At 44.9% G+C, this 19,931-nt stretch carries 19 protein-coding genes; 6 read left to right on the forward strand and 13 right to left on the reverse strand.

The window, feature by feature from the left end; translation table 11 throughout:
- Positions 1-63: 63 nt before the first annotated feature.
- The 10 genes from CZ360_RS11980 to CZ360_RS12025 form a co-directional block, all read right to left on the reverse strand.
- Positions 64-1,284, reverse strand: a complete 1,221-nt coding sequence (locus CZ360_RS11980) for a S24/S26 family peptidase (protein WP_077534421.1) — start codon at positions 1,282-1,284, stop codon at positions 64-66.
- A 111-nt stretch (positions 1,285-1,395) separates the two neighbouring features.
- On the reverse strand, positions 1,396-1,692 hold the full coding sequence (locus tag CZ360_RS11985) for a YlmC/YmxH family sporulation protein (protein ID WP_159438286.1): 297 nt from the start codon (positions 1,690-1,692) through the stop codon (positions 1,396-1,398).
- A gap of 56 nt (positions 1,693-1,748) precedes the next feature.
- Positions 1,749-4,130 (reverse strand): endonuclease MutS2, encoded by a 2,382-nt coding sequence (locus CZ360_RS11990; RefSeq protein ID WP_077534423.1) that lies wholly within the window; start codon positions 4,128-4,130, stop codon positions 1,749-1,751.
- 11 nt (positions 4,131-4,141) lie between these two features.
- Entirely contained in the window at positions 4,142-4,897 is a 756-nt protein-coding gene (gene recO, locus CZ360_RS11995; protein WP_077534424.1) for a DNA repair protein RecO, read from the reverse strand.
- Positions 4,898-5,110: 213 nt separating this feature from the next.
- On the reverse strand, positions 5,111-6,013 hold the full coding sequence (gene era, locus CZ360_RS12000; RefSeq protein WP_077534425.1) for a GTPase Era: 903 nt from the start codon (positions 6,011-6,013) through the stop codon (positions 5,111-5,113).
- 46 nt (positions 6,014-6,059) lie between these two features.
- Positions 6,060-6,554, reverse strand: coding sequence for a diacylglycerol kinase family protein (locus CZ360_RS12005; RefSeq protein WP_077534426.1), 495 nt, complete (start codon positions 6,552-6,554; stop codon positions 6,060-6,062).
- Positions 6,547-7,050, reverse strand: a complete 504-nt coding sequence (ybeY, locus tag CZ360_RS12010; RefSeq protein ID WP_077534427.1) for an rRNA maturation RNase YbeY — start codon at positions 7,048-7,050, stop codon at positions 6,547-6,549. The genes CZ360_RS12005 and ybeY overlap by 8 nt, the downstream gene beginning before the upstream one ends.
- Before the next feature lie 30 nt (positions 7,051-7,080).
- A complete protein-coding gene (locus tag CZ360_RS12015; RefSeq protein ID WP_077534428.1) occupies positions 7,081-8,052 on the reverse strand; it encodes a PhoH family protein in 972 nt (323 codons plus the stop codon).
- Positions 8,053-8,198: 146 nt separating this feature from the next.
- A complete protein-coding gene (locus tag CZ360_RS12020) occupies positions 8,199-9,374 on the reverse strand; it encodes a sporulation protein YqfD (protein WP_077534429.1) in 1,176 nt (391 codons plus the stop codon).
- A 14-nt stretch (positions 9,375-9,388) separates the two neighbouring features.
- Positions 9,389-9,643 carry a YabP/YqfC family sporulation protein gene (locus tag CZ360_RS12025; RefSeq protein ID WP_077534430.1) on the reverse strand — a complete coding sequence of 85 codons (255 nt, stop codon included), beginning with the start codon at positions 9,641-9,643 and terminating at the stop codon, positions 9,389-9,391.
- 109 nt (positions 9,644-9,752) lie between these two features.
- Here CZ360_RS12025 and CZ360_RS12030 point away from each other — a divergent pair, with 109 nt between their 5' ends.
- The 5 genes from CZ360_RS12030 to CZ360_RS12050 all read left to right on the forward strand — a co-directional run bounded on the left by CZ360_RS12030 (position 9,753) and on the right by CZ360_RS12050 (position 13,397).
- Complete coding sequence (locus CZ360_RS12030; RefSeq protein WP_159438287.1) at positions 9,753-10,844, forward strand: hypothetical protein; 1,092 nt, start codon at positions 9,753-9,755, stop codon at positions 10,842-10,844.
- 59 nt (positions 10,845-10,903) lie between these two features.
- Complete coding sequence (locus CZ360_RS12035) at positions 10,904-11,110, forward strand: hypothetical protein (RefSeq protein ID WP_077534835.1); 207 nt, start codon at positions 10,904-10,906, stop codon at positions 11,108-11,110.
- A 56-nt stretch (positions 11,111-11,166) separates the two neighbouring features.
- On the forward strand, positions 11,167-11,715 hold the full coding sequence (locus CZ360_RS12040) for a ferritin-like domain-containing protein (RefSeq protein WP_077534432.1): 549 nt from the start codon (positions 11,167-11,169) through the stop codon (positions 11,713-11,715).
- A gap of 96 nt (positions 11,716-11,811) precedes the next feature.
- Positions 11,812-12,609 (forward strand): mechanosensitive ion channel family protein, encoded by a 798-nt coding sequence (locus CZ360_RS12045; protein ID WP_077534433.1) that lies wholly within the window; start codon positions 11,812-11,814, stop codon positions 12,607-12,609.
- Between the two features lie 35 nt (positions 12,610-12,644).
- Positions 12,645-13,397, forward strand: a complete 753-nt coding sequence (locus CZ360_RS12050) for a class I SAM-dependent methyltransferase (protein ID WP_077534434.1) — start codon at positions 12,645-12,647, stop codon at positions 13,395-13,397.
- Between the two features lie 68 nt (positions 13,398-13,465).
- Here the strand turns inward: CZ360_RS12050 and CZ360_RS12055 are convergent, their stop codons facing one another.
- From CZ360_RS12055 to CZ360_RS12065, 3 genes are all read right to left on the reverse strand, one after another.
- Positions 13,466-15,721, reverse strand: coding sequence for a glycoside hydrolase family 3 C-terminal domain-containing protein (locus CZ360_RS12055; protein ID WP_077534435.1), 2,256 nt, complete (start codon positions 15,719-15,721; stop codon positions 13,466-13,468).
- Between the two features lie 158 nt (positions 15,722-15,879).
- Positions 15,880-17,265 (reverse strand): NAD(P)/FAD-dependent oxidoreductase, encoded by a 1,386-nt coding sequence (locus tag CZ360_RS12060; RefSeq protein ID WP_077534436.1) that lies wholly within the window; start codon positions 17,263-17,265, stop codon positions 15,880-15,882.
- 198 nt (positions 17,266-17,463) lie between these two features.
- A complete protein-coding gene (locus tag CZ360_RS12065; RefSeq protein ID WP_077534437.1) occupies positions 17,464-18,723 on the reverse strand; it encodes a glycosyltransferase in 1,260 nt (419 codons plus the stop codon).
- 207 nt (positions 18,724-18,930) lie between these two features.
- On the opposite strand from CZ360_RS12065, the gene hprK reads away from it, so the two are divergent.
- Positions 18,931-19,890 (forward strand): HPr(Ser) kinase/phosphatase, encoded by a 960-nt coding sequence (gene hprK / locus CZ360_RS12070; protein WP_077534438.1) that lies wholly within the window; start codon positions 18,931-18,933, stop codon positions 19,888-19,890.
- Positions 19,891-19,931 lie beyond the last annotated feature (41 nt).

The following is a 19,931-nucleotide window of genomic DNA, read 5'->3' on the forward strand; positions in this document are numbered from 1 at the left end:
CTGATAAAACAAATGTTTGAGCAACCCATTATGGAATGCTCAAACACTGTATAAATCATAACATTATTTGTTTTTAGAGATATGAATGTTAATCGCCGCATTATAATTCGGTGTTTTCACGGTAAAGCCGCTTCCGTCAGGATGGTTCTCGATTTCAATATCCATTGAAATGATATTGCGGAAGTTGACGTCAATCGAATTTTCGTGCAGCATGAACTGGATGCTGTCCTCCGGTTCTTTCAGCTCTGCAATTTGTTTATCCAGATCATTTAAAATTCCATTGCTTTGTTCATTGGAAGTATCATTCAAAATCTGTTCCTGCAATTTTGCAAGGTCAAATTCCATGGTATGGTCGCTGTTTTTATTTTCTGCTGGAGTTTCTAAATCCCTGAGAAGCTGATCCATTGTGTCATCCTCGCTTTCTTCCGGTTGAGATTTTACTTCCGGGGTAATTCCCATTGCTGCTGTGGTTTCAGAAACATGCGGCTGCGCTGCTGCTTCTTCTCGCAGGAACTCGTCCATCAATGATTCAGAAACAACCGGTGCTGACGGTTTATCTATGTCTGGTTCAGGAATTGTTCTTGACGAAGCAGACGAAACTGTTTTGCTGACAATATCCGTATCAAACAAAGGATTTTCTTTACTCATTTTTCCAGCAGCTTCCTGCGGCTTGGAGTCAATTAGAATTTCTTCCTCTTCATCATCAACGTATCCGCGTTTAGGACGGAGCACCAAAAAGAGGATCAGGGAGATCAGGAAAATTGAGACCGGAACTACCTCTAAAACAATCAAACCGGCAGTCGAATTGACAAACTGAAGAGCATTGCCCATCCCATTTAAAGTATAGACGCCCTTTCCGATAATTGACTCTGCGGCAATATCCCGAAGCTCATCGGTAGTGCCGTCTTTAATCGTGAAGGTAGTTGCGCCTCCCTCTTCCGACTGGCTTACGTCCTGAACCGTTGCAAGGCTCAAGCCGTTAAACACTTCATTTGCATCCGTATCGGCAGGGGTTTCATATAAAATTACAACTCCCGGCTGTACCTGGTTGGCATAGGTTTCCTCAATCAATACAATACTACCCGGCTGAATCGTTTCGAACAGCCCGCTTTTCATCATCGGTACATACTGTTTCCCAAACATTTCCGGAATGCCGTTGTCACTTTTGGCCTTGGACACACTCATAGAAACAGAAAGGTAAACGGCTGAGGTCAGGACAGAAATTACTAAAAATAAGATAAACAAAACCTTAAAGATACGTGAGGCCGTATGCTTTGCTTCCATAAATCAGAACCCTCCAGAATCAATTTAACCAATAAGATAGAAATCTTCACAATACTATTATTATCTATTCTTTCAGTCAAAAAGTCAAGAGAAATTCAGCTTTTCGGCATACTATTCAAAAAATTTGTCAAAAAAGTGCTCTTTCACTATTTTTCTTTTTCCCTCCTGTTCATAATCATCGACTAAGATGATATCTTCGCCAATGACTTTAATTTGTTCACAGGAAATCCGGACATCGTCATATTTTCCAAAGAGTCCAAAAAAACGGTATTTTCCATAGGCAATCAGGTGGGTAATCTGAAATGTGTTCGGATCGAACACCAGATCATCCACATACCCAACCCGCAGCCCGTCCTTACTGCAGATAATCTCTTTGTTTTTTAATTCACCGAAACGGGATGGTCCCATAATAAAACACCTCGCATATTCCATCTTATGCGAGGCGTCCTGTTATTATTCTGGCTTTATTTCAGTTCAACAATGGTAACGCCGGCTTCCCCTTCCCCAAAGGTTCCAAGGCGGAAGGATTTGACGCTTTTATGGCTTTTCAGATGCCGGTGGATTGCACTGCGCAGGGCGCCTGTACCTTTTCCGTGAATGATTGTGATCTGTTCCAGATGACTCAGAATGGCGCGGTCGATAAAGAAATCGACGTCCATCAAAGCTTCTTCTACTGTCTGTCCGCGCAGGTCGATCTCAGTAGAAGCCCGCCGTTCGACAGCCTTCGTTGTACTGCGGATCGTCCGTCCGGTTTGCTTGTAGGGGTTTTTCTGTTCAACCAGCCTCAGATTTGCTACCTTGACGCGCATTTTCATAATTCCGGCCTGAACCATGATATTCCCGGCTTTATCCGCCTCCTCCAGTACAGTCGCCCGCTTGTCGATATCCACGACAAGGACATCATCTCCGCGTTTTAACGGCCGCGGCAAGCGATAGCCGTCGTTGGTTTTGGCGGTTACGGGATTGGCTTGGCTGTGGAGCTTATCAAGCTTTCCGCGAAGCTGTGACCTTGCCTGTGAGGTGCGCTTGGAGAATTCCTCACTGTCCTTTTGTCTCCGAAGCTCCTCAAGTTCATCCATCAGATTTTGGGACTGTGCCTTCACAGTTTCTACAATTTTTCTGGCCTGCTCTCTGGCAGCCTCTATAATCTGCTCCTTTTGTTTTTCGAGTTTCCGCTTTTCTTCTTCAATAATCTGTGTACGGTTGCGGTAATCATAGACCTTCTGGTTGTATTCCCGGTATTTTTCTTCATATTCCTGACGAGATTTTTCGAGTCGGTCTACTACTGTTTCCAGCTTCTGATCCTGCTGGGAAATTAGTGTCTGCGCTTTTTGAAGGACTTCCTCCGAAAGCCCCAGCCGCCGGGAAATAGCAAACGCATTGGAACGTCCCGGAACACCGATCAAGAGCCGATAGGTTGGCCTGAGCGTCTTGACGTCGAATTCGCAGCATGCGTTTTCTACATTTTCCGTTTCAATTGCGTACATTTTCAGTTCTGGATAATGGGTGGTCGCTGCGGTGATGCTCCCCTTCTCCCTCAATTCTTCCAGTACAGAGACAGCGATAGCGGCCCCTTCGACCGGATCAGTACCGGAACCCAGTTCATCCACAAGGATCAGGGAATTTTCATCCGCCTCCTTGAGAATGGATACGATGTTCGTCATATGTGCGGAGAAGGTGGACAGGCTTTGCTCAATGCTTTGCTCATCCCCAATATCTACCAGTACTTTCTGGAATACCGAGACCGTGCTGTTGTCGCTGACAGGGATCAGCAGCCCGCACATAGTCATTAAAGTCAGCAGTCCGATTGTTTTGAGGGTGACGGTTTTTCCGCCGGTATTCGGGCCGGTAATGACCAGCGTTTTATATTTTTCGCCAAGCTCCACACTGATTGGAACAACCTCGTCCTTATGGATCAGCGGATGGCGCGCTTTTCGCAGTACAACCTCGCCGGTATCTACAATGGCTGGCATCATTGCGTTCATTTTGGCGGCCAAATGGGATTTTGCGAAATAGATATTCAGTGTGATGATCACATCAAAATTATTTAGGATATTTTCCTTATGTTCTGCGCAGAGTGCGGAAAGCTCATATAAAATCCGCTCAATTTCTGCTTTTTCCTTTAATTCCAGGACGCGGATTTCGTTGTTTGCATCGACTACCGCCATCGGTTCAATAAACAGTGTCGCGCCGCTGGAAGAGGTATCGTGCACCAGGCCGGGAATTTCCCCTTTAAATTCCGCCTTGACCGGGATGACAAAGCGCCCGTCGCGGATGGTGACGATATTTTCCTGCAATACCTTCTGGTATTTTGAGGAGCGGATAATTTTTTCGATGTTCTGCTTTGCTTTTGCCTGGGTAGAGGTGATTTTCCGGCGGATGTCGGAGAGCTCCACGCTGGCGAAATCATCGATTCGATCCTCTGATATGACGACGGCGCGGATGCGGTCTTCCAATGCTTTATTGGATTCGAGAAAGCTGAAAATTTCCTGGAGCTTATTCTCCATATTCTGGCACTGCCGAATCCATTCACACAAAAGCCTGGTCTGCCGCAGTATTTCCGCCAGATTGATAAATGCCGGCAAGGAAATCATTCCGCCTGCATCCGCCAGTTTTAAGGCGCCGGATGGGTCTTTTAAATTTGCAAAGGATGGGGTTCCAAATTTGGAGGACAGTAAAAACGCATCGTTCGTTTTTTCAACTTCGTCCTTTACAATCCTGAGGTTTGTGAACGGTTTAATGGAAAGTGCCCGTTCCTTTGCATAATCGCAGCAGGTGTATTCTGACAACATCTGCAAAATCTTGTCAAGTTCTAACACTTTACAGTATTTTTCGTTGATTATCATGGATTTCCCCTTTAATATTTTGTCTGTTGATATACATCTAATGATTTGAATTTCTGATCTGTCTGGATCAGAACATAATTTTCTGTAATAAATTCCAGTTGCTTTAAGGAATCGCCTTTCAGATTAAATTGAAACAGCTTATCGTCATCCGCATAAATAATATGCCGCATCGCGTAAAGGACGGATGGCGTTACCGTATATTTCAGCAGATTTTCCTGTGTATAGTTCATACTGCAGTCTAAACAGAGCAGCCTTGCTTCTACCGGCAGAAAAAACATTGTATCCGCCTCATATACCTGACAGTCCGAGCAGCAGACCAGGTTTGGCATGAATCCGGCGAGAGAAAGCATTTTTAACTCAAAAATGCATTTTAATAAGGCAGGTTCTCTTTTTCCTTTTTCCAGTAAGGAAAGGGTATTTAAAAGAAAACGCAAAGAAACCCACGAATTATCTCCCTGCGGAGAAAGATAATTCGTGAGGTCGCAGAAATAGGTGGCTAACGAAAGTTTCATGACGTCCAAACGCAGATCATAAAAGGAATGGAGCACTTCGGCGCTGTTGAGGGTATTGTATTTTTTTCCCTGAAAAATACAAAACTCTGAAAAACAAAGCAGTTGGCATCCGCTGGCCAGCGGACTGTTCAGCCGTTTGACTCCGCGTGCTGAAACCTCCATAATCCCATAGTCTCTGGAAAGGATGATCAGCATACGGTCATTTTCACCGATATTCCGTTGCTTTAGGACAAGACCCTGGGTTTTGATTAACATTGTCTATGATCCTCCTGGACTCTGCTGCAGAGCGATAGCTGAGGTAGTCCTCAATCGTCCCGCTTTTCTCAAACCGTTTCCAAGCAGAATCGGCAGTCTGCAATATTGATGGATCAATGTGTTCCATTTTCCCGTCCTCCTCCATACTATTTTCATCTAAGCTTAGTATTGAGAAGAGAACTTCAAAATATAATTGGAAACTCCTGTAACCAATTATTCCCGGAAAGCGAGACCGAAATTATTGATTAAACCGTCCCGGTTTCTCCAGTCCTCCTTTACCTTGACCCAGCATTTTAAATTCACTTGGATGCCGAAAAAGCCTTGGATATCTTCCCTTGCCTCGCTGGCAATTTTTTTCAGGACACTGCCATTTTTTCCGATCAGCATCCCTTTATGGGTGGAGCGTTCACAATAAATAACCGCTTCAATATCCAAGATATCCTTGTCTTCCCGCTCTTTCATTTTTTCAATGACAATCGCCGTTCCATGAGGGATTTCCTGACGCATGTTCATCAGGATTTTTTCCCGAATCCGTTCAGCGACTATTACGCGTTCCGGCTGATCCGTCAGGCTGTCATCCGGAAAAAAGTGTACGCTTTCGACCAAATAATGATCCAGCTCTTTCATGATCAGGCCGATTCCGTCGTGCTGCAGTACGCTGACAGGGATCACCGCCTCAAAGCTATGAAGGGCTGTCAGTTCCTCGATCCGCTTTGCGAGCAGCTCCTTCTGTTCCAGCAGATCGATTTTATTGATAATCAAAATTGCCGGTAATTTTCTTTTCTGGATCGTTTCGATTAAATTCTTTTCCGCTTCGTTAACCTGACCCTTAGCCTCTACAACCAACAATACCACGTCAATATCATTTAGGGTAGTATTTACTGCTTTAACCATATTGTCGCCCAAACGGTTTTTGGCCTTGTGGAGTCCCGGCGTATCGATAAAAACATATTGTTTTGCACCTTGTGTCAATACGCCGGTGATTTTTGTCCGGGTTGTTTGCGGCTTATGGGTGACAATAGCCAGTTTTTCCCCTAACAGCTCATTGAGCAGGGACGATTTCCCAACGTTTGGTTTCCCGACAATCGCCACAAATCCGCTATAAGTTTGATCCATAGTATTTAACCACAGCTTTCATCAAGATGAAAGCATTCCTTTTCTTTTATTTCCGCGGCCCCTTTTTTCGCTTTTCCCAGCGAAACACAAACAGCCAAATGAACGCCAGCTCAGCCAGTAAAATCACGATAAGCGCCGGATGCTCCCAGATAAACAGTAGGCCGGCTTGTAATTTTTGCAGGTTTCCAAATAGCAGAATGCCGACAATTGCAGAGGTAACCGCTAACACTAAAACAGCGCCTGCCGCAACATCCTTTGCAATGCGGGCAAGCGTGTCATAACCTTTTGTATTCAAATTTACCAGGGCTTCAATCGCTGTATTAATCATCTCAGCAGTGATGACCAGTCCAAACAGGATTAGCAATATTACGAATTCTACAATCTTCAAACGGTAAATAACCGCAAATTCTGTTACCAATACCGTCATAGAAAGATGAATCCGCATATTCCGCTCATTATCCACTGCAAAGCGAAAGCCCCGGAACGCATAGGAAAAGCTCTTTGCTAAACTCGAAACATCTTCGATATAACGATTACTCATCTTCCATCACATAGCTGGAACCCCTCGGGATACCGAGCTGCATTAACACGCTTTCTTCCTTTTCCCTCATCTGCACTGCTTTTAGGCCGCCTTCTTCATGGTCATAGCCCAACAGATGAAACATCGAATGAACCGTTAAGAAGCCGATTTCACGCTGGATGCTGTGCCCATACAGCTTTGCCTGTTCAAACGCCTTTTCAACAGAAATGACAATATCGCCGATCATGTAGATGTCGTCGCGTTTTTCGGTATGGAATTCCTCCGCTTCAAACTGCGGGAAGGACAGCACGTCTGTTTCCCGGTCGATATTTCTATATTTTGCATTCAAAGACTGAATCTGCTCATTATTGACAAAGGTAACGCTGACTTCTGCCTCCTGGTCAATTCCCTCCAACTGCAGCGCCGCGTTGCAGCAACGACGGATTAAAAGACGGATTCCGGTAGGAATCTTCACATCCTTCTGTTCGTTTTTAATGAGTACCTTTACCTTTCCCATGATTTTGTGTTCTACCTTTCTATCTTGAAATTATGATCTGGATTTGTTATTGTAATACTTTTCGTATGCCCGGATAATATCCTGTACAATTTTGCTGCGGACTACATCCTTTTCATTAAACCTGAGAATTGAGATATCCTCAACATTCTTCAGGATTTTCAGCACCTCAATCAAGCCGGAACGCTTATTTCCCGGTAAATCAATCTGCGTAATATCGCCGGTTACCACCGCTTTGGAGTTAAAGCCAAGCCGGGTCAAGAACATCTTCATCTGCTCGACCGTCGTATTCTGGGCTTCATCCAGGATAATAAAGGAATCGTTTAAGCTTCGCCCGCGCATATAAGCTAAGGGAGCTACCTCAATCGTTCCCTTTTCCAGATGGCGGTTAAAGCTTTCCTCACCAAGCATTTCAAAAAGCGCGTCATAAAGCGGCCTTAAATACGGATCTACCTTTGTCTGGAGATCCCCGGGCAAAAATCCCAGGCTCTCTCCTGCCTCTACAGCAGGGCGGGTCAGAATAATCCGATTGACCTCCTGCGCCTTAAATGCGCGTACCGCCATTGCAACCGCCAGATAGGTTTTCCCCGTCCCGGCTGGGCCAACGCCGAATACCACCGTATTATCCCGGATGGCTTCAACATATTTTTTCTGGCCGACCGTTTTGGGCTTTACCGGCTTTCCGGAGGTGGTCAGACAGATGCAGTCGCTCGCTGTGAGATCCTTGATTGGAGAAAGGGATTTTTCCTCCTCCGCAATATTCATGACATACCGGATGCTTTGCTCATTGATGGTTTCACCCTTGCTGAGCATCAATAATAATCCGTCAATTACAGTGGAAGCCTTTTCAAGATCAGATTCTTCGCCGCTGATTTTGATATCCGCTCCACGGTTTACAATATTTACATGATAGTATTTCTGCAGAATTTTTAAATTTCCATCAAAGTCGCCAAACAGGCTGTAGATGTGTTCTGTATTGTCAATATGGATTATCTTTTCAGCCAAAAGCACCTCTCCGTTCCTAGTCCATCGCTTACATGTTTCATCAGAAAAATCAATAAAAAATTGATCCTGATTCCGAACTATATTATATCATATTTCATCATTATATGTAATCACACAAATTATACAAACTTCTGTCCTTTTTTCCGTTATTCGTTAATGGATAGTTGCATTTTCACGGCGATGTCCTCTTCGCAAAGATATTCCCTGGTAATCGACAAGACCCCGTCCTTCTCAATTTCCTGATCCTTAAAAGAGAGAATCCGGATGCTTTTCAGTTCCTCTTCCTCGTAGATATGAAAGGCGTTGGCGATAATTTCCCGTCCTTCTTCCCGGCTGTATTCTGTGTTGAGATTTTCATAATAATGGTGGTTTTCTGTAATGAAGGTGACAGGATATCTGTAGCCCAGAATGTCAAGCTCCTCTTTTTCTTCCTTTATATCGGACGGATGCGGCAGGGAAAAATCAATGTAGAGAGGAATGCGCACACCAAGAATTTCGATTGCCCGCCGGCTAGTGCCGCCATCGAGAAAACAGCGTTCACTTTGATTCAGATGAAAGCGGATGGTATGGGTTCGAACTGTCTGCGCAATCACCTTGGCATCCGCATGAACCTGCCTTACATTTCCCATCTCATCATCCAGAATACCACTGACAAGAAGATCTCCCTTTGAAACGGCCTGCTTTAATTCCACCATTTCCCTTCCGTTATAAACGTCCATGCTGACAACCTGCCCATCTCGTTTTGCAATCACATTGCAGGGATGACTTTCCCGAATATCCGGGGGAACCACCTTTTCGGAGACCTCGGCTTCTACTACAGTTCCCTTCCGATTTAATGCCATCCAGGAGATGTCTTCCACCTCCATCAGAATTTCCTGCTGTAATTTTCGGAAATCTAAGGTGGGAATATAGGCTCCTATTTTAATCCCATGATTTTCCATTACCTCTGATAAGTATTCCCGGTCTTTCCCTTCGTAATCATGAATATCAATAGCCCAGATAAAATTTTGTGATAAAAGCAGGCAGATAATACCCAATGCCGTACCCAGAACCAATCCCTTCCTGTTAAAAAAGCGATGCAGATAAAACGGAACGCCGGCTTTTCTGATCATGTGAATCCTGGTTTGATTCTTATGGGCGATTCGCCAGAAGGCACGGTATTCACGGGCGGTAATACAGCCGTAAAGCTTTTGGTTTTTCTGCTTCAGGTTCCATAGCTTGATTCCCTCTGAAAGCGTTTCATTTAAGCAATCCTCGATTCCCTTTCCATACATTTGGAAATTGACGGTGCCCTTGCAATATCGCAGCATCCTGACATACAAATTAATCTTCCCCTTTATGCGAAATATTCAATTTTATCGATCATGCCTGTGATGATAATATTTTCTGAATTCAGCGACTTTAACGACAACCCGCTTCCGTAAAAACAAATTTCCTGTTTTTTTGTCTGGAACCGAATCATATTATCTGTATAAATCAGGATTTTTTTGCATCCCTCAATGACAGCCTCCTGATTCCGGTAAAGGATCATTCGCGGACTGTGAATTGCAAATTCAGTATAGGGTTTGACGATTAGTTTTTTCTCTCTCATGATTATCCAGCTCCTCTTGTTTGCTACCCATCTTCTTTTATCTTATTTATATTATTTCTTTGAAACGCATATACATAAAGATAACTGGCACAGGAAGATGGGATGGTATATGAAAAAGGCTTTGCCGATGCTTTTATTCTGGATTACAACAATTTGTTTGGTAGGGTGTATTCTGTTATCACAGGATATTTCCGCCGGAATCTCTCAGGGAATTCATATCTGTTTGAATTCCTTAATCCCATCTCTTTACTTTTTTATGATCCTTTCCAATATAATCATGAATACCTCTCTTTGCAGGGTTCTGGCAAGGCCGTTTCGCCTTTTTTCCCGCCGTGTGCTGAAATTAAACGACAAGCTTTTTGTTATATTCCTGCTTAGTCTTTTAGGAGGGTATCCGGTTGGGGCAAAATTAATCGGAGACCAGCTAAAGGAACACAGGATCTCCGTAAAAACCGGCCAGCGGATGATGATGTTCTGTGTGAATTGCAGTCCGGCGTTTTTAATCTGCTACCTTTCCCTTTATTTATGGGATAGTATGGTGATTGGCGTAATCTTATATCTTTCGCAGGTGCTTGCCGCACTGTTGATGGCTGTGATTTCTGGCTTCCGGTATCCCGTCCCAAAGCAGGTACCAGCCGCCCAAGGGTCTCAGCAGGATACGCTTTCTGCTGTTTTTGTTTCTTCGGTCAACCAGGCGACGCATACCATGGGCATTATCTGCAGCTTTGTTGTGACGTTCTGCGCCGCTTTCCCTATCCTGGATCATTTTTTATCTGATGGGAAGCTATCGTTAGCTATAAAAGGATTACTGGAGGTTACGGCGGGCTGTCAGGGGCTTGCCTCTGTTTCGTTTTTATCGAGCGTATTGGGGGCGGCGCTGTTTACCTCCTTTGGCGGTGTTTGTGTGTTCCTGCAGATCACAGCTATTGTGATCAAAAGCGGAATTTCTATTTGGCGGTGGATTCTATTTAGAATTCTTTATACCGCCTTGAGCGTTTTATTTGCCTATTTTGGATTTCTGTTGGTTCGGCCAACCGCAGACTGCTTTGTCGGCAATGCGGCGCCCCTCCCAGCCAAATGGTTTACCACCTCGCCGGCCGCTTCATTTTGTATGGTGCTTCTGGCGGGAATGCTGCTGTTTGTCTCTGTGCCATCGGGAAGGAAAAGAAAGGAAAAACATTCTGCTTGCGATTCCAGATGAATTTTGCTACAATAAAAGAAAACCAATCCAAGCATAAGGAAAGTACAGGTCGGTTAATCATGAAGTTATTTGGAAATAAAATTGATCCCTGTTGCAGCTATTGTGAACACAGCAGGCCTCTGGATGACCAGATGGTATTCTGTCCCAAAAAGGGGATTGTCGCTTTATACTATTCCTGCAGACAATATCAGTATGCGCCTTTGAAACGGGTGCCGAGACGAAACCAAATCATCCCAAAATATAAGCAGGAAGATTTTGAACTTTAGCATATATTCTTTTGTCTTCTCATATAGATAGATTATCAATATGGGAGGGATAAAAAATGAATTCAAGAAATATAAGAAACGTTGGAGCTCAGCCGGCTCCAGTGGAAAAAATTGCTGTAACTGCCGCTTCGCCTTATCCCGAGGTGAATATTACCATGAAAAATCCGCAGTTATTAATTCCGTTGTCATTAGATCTGGCTTCTGCCGGCGGCGAACTGACTGCGATTTACCAATATGTCTACCAAAGCATCATGATTAAGGAGAGCCATCCTCTCATTTCTGAGACGCTGATGAGGATTGCGATTGTAGAAATGCATCATCTCAACCTGATGGGACAGATGATGAAGGGATTGGGCGGTTCTCCGCGCGCTGTCTCCAACTTTGCGGGCAGAAGCACCCCTTGGAACGGCACAATGCCTTCTTACACAAAGGATATTAAGCGGATGCTCCAGGTGGATTTAAAGGGCGAACAGGATACCTATCATCGTTACCTGCTCCAGTCCCACCGCATATCCGATCCGAATATTTCTGCTGTCATACATAGAATTGCGGAGGACGAGGAAGTTCATATCGCTATCTTTGAAAAATTTATTGCAGAATTATAAGAAATAAACCGCCGGAGTGATTCCGGCGGTTTATTTCTTGCTTTTCTTTCCTGTTCGGGATATAATATTTTTAATATCCGTCTAGGAGGAATTTGTATGTCGTTTGAGAAATTTTGGGAATCCTACGGTTCGGTTGCGCTGCAGCTTGTCCTGACGCTGCTGATCGGGCTGATTGTAATAAAAATTGTCGTCAATCTGATGAAACGTGCACTGGGGAGAAGCAAGATCAATGTGACCGCCCACAGGTTTATCCTTTCTATCCTGAAATTTGTTCTTTTGTTTTTATTGATTTTAGCTTTGCTGGAGACCGTCGGGATCAAAACGTCCAGCGTGTTGGCTGCGCTTGGCGTGGTAGGCCTTGCAGTCAGCCTTGCGGTGCAGAACAGCCTGTCCAATGTGATGAGCGGGTTTATCCTTTTGCTGACAAGACCGTTTGAGGTAAACGACTATATTCAGATTAACGGTGTAGAAGGTTCTGTGGAAAACATCAGTATCGTCAATACCAAGCTCCATACCATTGACAACAAAGCGATCTATATCCCGAACAGCCAGATCACTGACAGCATCATCGTGAATTTTACCCGCGAGGATCAGCGCAGGCTGGATCTCACCTTTTCGATCAGCTATGAGAATGATTTTAGGGAAGCAAAAGAAATATTAACCGATATTGTATCAAATCATCCGCTGGCTTTAAAGGATCCCGAGCCGGTGATCCGTCTGGCGGAGCATGGCAGCAGCGCACTCAAGCTGGCTGTCCGCGTCTGGGTAAAAAGCGATGAGTATTGGAATTTGAATTACGACCTCCTGGAGATGGTAAAAATCAAGTTTGATGAAGCTGGAATAGAGATTCCGTATGAGCATCTAGACGTTATTGTCCATGAGCAGAAGGAATAAAAGAAGCAGGAACTCGAATCTGAAGGGAGAAATGTATGGATTTTAGAAAAACGTTTGATGCGATTCCAGAACAGTTTGATAAATGGAGACCACGATATTGTGATGAGCTTTTTGAAGATATCATCCAAAATGCAAAAATTGATCCCAAGAAAACGGTACTTGAAATTGGCCCTGGGACCGGACAGGCTACAGAACCGTTTTTGAAAACCGGATGTCATTATCTGGCCATAGAATTGGGAGAAAATTTTGTTGCATTTACAAAGAATAAATTCCGTTCTTATCAAAATTTCCGGATAATCAACGATGACTTTGAAACCTACGATTTTGGAAATCAAAAATTTGATTTAATCTTTTCTGCCGCCACTATTCAGTGGATCCCTGAACATATTGCCTTTCCGAAAATATATAGCCTATTGAAAAGCGGAGGGATGTTAGCGATGTTCATGACCCTTACCGATGAAAAAACAGCAAATGATATGTTATATGGAGAGATACAGAAAGTTTATGATGAATATTTTCATGTTGAAACTAGATATAACTGTAAGTTAAACTATGAAAATGCCTTAAATTACGGATTTATTGATCTTTCTTTTCGTCAATGGAAGCAAAGAAGGATATATAATGCAGATGAGTATATCAACTATTTAGGTACGCACGTTGAACATATCACATTAAAGGCGCCATATAAATCAAATTTTTATCATGGAATCAGGAAAGCTGTTATGAATGCCGGTAACAAAGTTATATTAAACGATACAATTGCACTTTATGTTGTAAGGAAGCCTTAATAATTAGAAACAAAGAAGCAAGCGGAAATTATTTCGGCTTGCTTCTTTGTTATGATTTTGAAAAGGACTTATCTCCCATTTGCCTCGGAAACAATTTTCGCAATTGTTTCTTCGCTCATCAAATCCGGGAAGATGGTTGCCATACTGGCAAGCGGCATTTCTTGAACCATTGCCTGCATCATCTGCGGCGACAATGCTCCCCCATCGCCCTGATTCATATTGTCGAGCGCGGCGTTTAGTACCTTAGTCAGCGTTTCAGTCGATCTACCGAGATCCTGCAGCTCCTTAACGACGCTGAACCGGTCTGCGGTAAAGGAGGGCTTGGTATCCGGAATGACATGAACCTGCCCTTCTAGCCGAATATCGCGGGAAGAAGCACCGATTAAAATCTGGTAGTCCCCTTCCTCCACAAACCAATCCTTATCATCGACGTTATAGTAAGCAAAGCTGCGTTTATCTAAGATGAAGGAAATTTCCTTACTCTCTCCCGGATTTAACGCTATTTTTTCGAAGCCCTTGAGTTCCTTTTCAGCGCGAAGGACTTCCTCCTGTTCCTTTCCGACATAGAGCTGAACGACCTCTTTTCCGGCGGTTGCCCCAACATTTTTTACAGTTGCCTTGACGGTCAGCTTGTCAGAATCGTGCATGGAGCTTTTATCCAGCTTCAGGCCGGAATATTCAAAATCAGTGTAGGAAAGCCCATATCCGAACGGGAACAGAACGTCCATCTTCTTTTTGTCATAATAGCGGTACCCGACAAAAATTCCTTCCCGGTATTCCACTTTATACTGATGACAGGGGAAGTTCAGATAAGCAGGGGTATCCTCAAGACGTTTGGCAAAGGTTTCCGCCAGTCTGCCGCTTGGGTTAACCTTTCCGGTCACAACGTCTGCAACCGCCCCGCCGGAATTCTGTCCGCCTAAATGTGCCTCCAGCACTGCTTTGACATCATCCAGCCACGGCATAACAATGGCGGAACCGTTGGATAATACGACGGCGACATTAGGATTTACTTTCGCAATCTCCTTGATCAGCGCGATCTGGTTCGGCGGCATATTCAGATGAGTCCTGTCATATCCCTCTGATTCATAGCTGTCCGGAAGCCCAGCCATAATAATCACTTTATCCTGTCCGGCAGCCAGCTGTTTCGCTTCGTCAAACAGCACGGTTTCTATTTCATCAGAATCAATGGAAAAGCCCTTTGCATACTGAAAATCAGCGCCCAGTTCCTTCAGGCCGTCCAGAAGGGTTGTGCAGTGAATCGGATTAATATGAGAACTCCCGCCGCCCTGGTAGCGGGGTTTTTCCGCAAATTCCCCGATTACTGCGATGGAGTCGCCCTTTTTCACCGGCAGCATACAGCCATCGTTTTTGAGCAGGATCATGCACTCGCCGGCAACCTTTCTGGCAAGCTGATTATGCCCTTCCTTGTCAAATTCGGCATTTTCCTTGTTGTTTTCCACTGCCCATTCTACAAGGCGGAGCGTCCGCTCTACAGCTTTGTCCAGAGCTTCCTCCTTGATTCGCCCGCTTATCACAGCATCATACGCTTCGTTGTTGAAAACGGTCTTTGTACCCGGCATCTCCATATCCAGACCCGCCGCGGCGCAGTCTCCCCGGTTCTTAATCGCGCCCCAGTCGGTCATGACCTGTCCTTCAAAACCCCATTCCTCTTTTAACAGGTCTGTTAAAAGCTCTTTATTGCAGGCTAGGAAAGTCCCGTTTAACTGATTGTAGGAACACATAACTGTCCAGGGCTTGGCTTCCTTGACAGCAGTTTCAAAGGCAGCAAGATAAATCTCCCGCAGGGTGCGTTCATCAACGATGGTATCGGTACGCATCCGCATTGCTTCCTGATTATTCGCGCAGAAGTGTTTAATGGAAGTTCCAACTCCCTGGGACTGTACGCCCAAAATATGATGCTTTGCCATCTGGGTTGCAAGATAAGGGTCTTCGGAGAAATATTCAAAGTTTCTGCCGCAGAGAGGAGAACGTTTGATATTGCAGGCAGGCCCCAGGATGACCGATACATTTTCTGCCTGGCACTCTTCTCCAAGTGCTGTCCCGACTTCCTGTATCAGTTCCTTATCCCAGGACGAAGCCAGTGCAGAGCCGGACGGAAAACAAGTTGCCGGAACGCTTTCATTCAGTCCCAGGTGGTCTGCCGCTTCCGCCTGCTTTCTCAGGCCATGAGGGCCGTCAGACACCATAATGGAAGGGATTCCAAGCCGTTCTAGCGGCTGCGTGTGCCAGAAGTCATAGCCGGAAAGCATTTCACACTTTTCCTGCAATGTCATCTCGGAAATGAGTTTTTTAATATCCATGCTGTTCACTCCTTATCAATGATTTAAGATATGATACTGCTGCTTTTTACAAAAATTTCCGGGACAGACGTCCCAACGGTTCGTTTAACATTATTATATCATACCGCCCGTTTTTTTCCAATGCAGAATGATTGCCAAAATAACAGGACTTTTTTCGGCTATCCTTGACAGGACAGCAGATCCGCCACATAAAGCCCGTTTGCCGCCGCCTGGGATAACGAACGGGTAAACCCAGCGCCGTCCCCGATAGCATAAATATTTTCGTAGGATTTCAGCCGGAATTCCTCGCATTCCGGCCGGGCGGAATAGTACTTGCATTCAATCCCATACAGCAGGGTATCATAATTTGCAGTTCCCGGCGCAATTTTATCTAAGGCGTGTAAGGTTTCGATGATATTATCTAACTGCCGTTTTGGGAGACAAAGACTCAAATCTCCCGCTACCGCGTTCAGAGTCGGGCGGGTTGTGGACTGCTTCATCCGTTTTTCATCTGTTCTCCTGCCCGCTTCCAGGTCGCCCAGGCGCTGTACCAGGACGCTGCCGCCGCTGATCAGGTTGGCAAGGCTTGCGACATGGCGTGCGTATTCAATCGGTTCTTTAAACGGTTCGGTAAAGCGGATGGTAGAGAGCAGAGCAAAGTTTGAGTTTTCGGTTTTTCTGGAAAGGTCACGGTAGGAATGGCCGTTAACAGTCAGGACGCCGTCAGTATTCTCTGTGACGACATTTCCGCGTTCATTAAAACAAAACATTCTGGTTGTGTCTCCATACTGCTTAGAACGGTACCAGATTTTCGGCTCATAGATTTTTTTGGAGAAGTCCTCCCAGATATAGGAGGGCAGTTCGACCCGCACGCCGATATCGACCTGGTTGTTTTGGAGCGGGATATTGTGTCCGAGGCACCATTTGGAAAAAAAGCGGCTTCCTGCACGGCCGACTGCAAAGACGATCTGCCCTGCTTCAAACACAGCCGTCTCCCCTTTTTGTATTACAGAAATTTCCTTGGTTTCGGGATCAACATCTACTACCTCAGTATCGGTGAGGATCTCTACCTTCCCTTCCATGGATTCGATCAGCTTGCGCATGGTATCAAAGTTTGCGTCTGTTCCCAAATGCTTTAGCTGAGCCTGGCTCATATGCAGGTCGTTTTGCAGGCATAGCTTTTTCAGCTCATTGTTAGGCATGAAACGTTCGGTGGTTGCGCCGAAGGAAACCAGGATTTTATCAGCCTGTTCAATATAGTCAATTACCGTCTCCGGGGGCAGAAATTCTGTCAGCCATCCTCCGTATTCGGTTGAAATGACATACTTTCCGTCTGAAAAAGCGCCGGCACCCGCCATTCCTTCCATAATAGCGCAGGATGGGCATTTTACACATTTCTCCGATTTTTTTGTGACAATCGGACAAATCCGCTTGGTAATCGTGTGTCCCTTTTCCAAGATGCAGATTTGTAAATCCGGTCTTTTTTCGCTGAGGCGGTAGGCGGCCATAATTCCGCCGATCCCTCCTCCAATAATGGCTACATCCCAGTGCTTTGCTTGAATCATAGTTCTCTCTCCTATCTTTTTGGTTGGCATTATTGCCTATATTTTTCCACATAATTTTATTTTCAGTTATCTTTTGCACAATTTATTCTTAGACACACAAACGTCTATATTATAGCATCGATTTTATTTTTGTCAAGACTTATTTTTTAAAATTATAAAAAAGGATACAGAACATTGTCTGTATCCTTTTGCATAACATTACTTTTCTTCATCCGAATCAGAATGCTTATCAAATACATTCAGCTCGTAGACCGAAAGCTTTCTCTTCCTGCCATGATGTTTTCTTTCGTGTTCCGAATTTTCTTCCAGATGATGGTAGACGTCCAGCAGGTATTTTGCAAGATTTTCCTGACCGGATTTTTTTACCGATTCAATAACCGAATGGCGTAAGGCCAATTTTGCGTCGCTCGGTAGTCTCTGGTATTTTAGCATTGTGGCGTACATATCCTCGGCATCGTAAAAGATATAGCCGTTTACTCCCATTACTACCTGTCCCTCGTTGAGCTTATCAAAACGGTGCAGTACGGGCAGACCGGTTGCCATGGCCTCCAGCATGGAGATGGAGTTGGTATCGGAAAGAGAGGTGGTTACATAGAGGTTGCAGCAGGCGTAGTAATTCACCAGCTCGTCGTGCGCGGCCTTGCCGGTAAATGTAACCACATCGTCGATGTGGAGACGTTTTGCCTGCTCCTCCAGCTCCGGCCGGCTTGGCCCATCTCCGATAATCAGCAGGCGGATTTTATCGTCACGGTTGACTGTTTTGGCAAAATAGTCAAGCAGGACATCAACGCTTTTTTCCCTGCCCAGCCGTCCGCAGAAGCAGACGATCAATTCATCGTCCTGAATCCGGTACTGCTCTTTAATCTGCTTTACCTTATCCTGATTGACACATTCAAGCTGGAATTTGTCAAGCTCCACCGGGTTCGGCACAACGTTAACCTCTTTGGCAACCCCACAGTCGCTCAGGAATTCCTGAACCTTTGGCGACGGCCCGGTAATCGCAGCGGCGCGTTTTCCCAAAAAGCGGAAATAACGGTGAGATACCTTTTTGACAAATGGAATCAGCGGTTTTGGGGCAATATAATAAAGGTAATCGTCATACATGGTATGCAGTGTATAAACCAGGGGGACTTTCAAAATTTTTGCGATTGCAATCCCCGACAGCCCTACGCCGAATTCGTTATGAATATGGATGATATCGGGATGGAACCGCTTGATCATCCGGAGGCGTTTTAAGCTGACCGGTGAAGCAAGCCCATAATCGTAAAAGCGTTTAAATTCCTTAGCCGGGCACCAGAGTACCCCGTTTTCAATATAGTGATGCCGCGCTTTAATGTCGGCAGAAACTACCAATACCTTATGCCCCGCACGTTCCAAACCATCTTTTAAAGACTTTACATGCGTGACAACACCATTAATATATGGCAAATACGTTTCCGTAAATAACGCAATATTCATGAAATTGCCGTCCTTCCTTTACACGATGTTTTTATTATTTTACCACATTTTCCTGATTTTTGATAGAGTCATTGAATCAAATTTTCTTAAAATTCTCTTATGCTTTGCCCAAATCCTGAAAAATAGCAGGAATTGGTTGAAGAGTTCCCATTTTTCAGTTATAATAAATTTAGAATCGTGTGAAAGATGAGAAAGGGGTCTTTTTATATGGGACAAACGTTTACCGTACCTCTCAAACGGATTATCAAGGAGTTTAAACTGGAAACCATCTATATGCCGGAATCCAAGGAAGATACTCTCATCCAAAGTGCTGATATTAACCGTCCGGGAATCAATTTAACCGGATTTTTCGAATATTTTGACAATAAGCGTATCCAGATTATGGGGCTTGGTGAATATGCCTACCTGCGCGAGCTTTCCGACGGGCAGCGTGAAATCAGGATTAATAATTTTTTTCAAAGGGGTTTTCCCTGCATTGTATTTGCCCGTGGACTGGAAATCTTCCCGGAAATCCTGCTGGCTGCTGAAAAATATGAAGTAATTGTCCTGCGAACTCCGGAACCGACATCCAGCTTTATGTCCGGGCTGATCTCTTTCCTAAATGTTGAGCTGGCGCCGAGGATTACCCGCCATGGCGTATTAATTGAAATCTATGGTGAGGGCGTACTGCTTCTTGGCGACAGCGGCGTCGGGAAAAGCGAAACTGCCATCGAACTGGTAAAACGGGGACACCGTTTGGTTGCAGACGATGCAGTGGAAATCCGGCGTGTATCCGATCACAGCCTAGTCGGCTCTTCACCAGAAAATATCCGCCACTTTCTGGAGCTGCGCGGCATCGGGATCATCAATGCCCGCCGCCTCTTCGGGATGGGGTCGGTGAAGGTGACGGAAAAGATCAATATGGTGGTAAAGCTTGAGGTCTGGGATCCGGAAAAAATTTACGACCGTATGGGGATGGAGGACGAATTCACCACCATCCTTGGATTAAAAATTCCTTCTCACACCATTCCGGTCAAGCCGGGACGTAACCTGGCAATTATCCTGGAGGTTGCTGCTATGAACAACCGCCAGAAAAAAATGGGCTATAATGCGGCGCAGGAGCTCATGCAGAATCTCGGAATGACCATTGATAATCCCCAAGCGCACAAAAACTGGGATTTTTATTAAAGACAGGATAAGGCGGCAGTATATTACTGCCGCTCTCATTT

This window comes from Massiliimalia massiliensis (assembly GCF_900155615.1).
Classification (GTDB): domain Bacteria; phylum Bacillota; class Clostridia; order Oscillospirales; family Ruminococcaceae; genus Massiliimalia; species Massiliimalia massiliensis.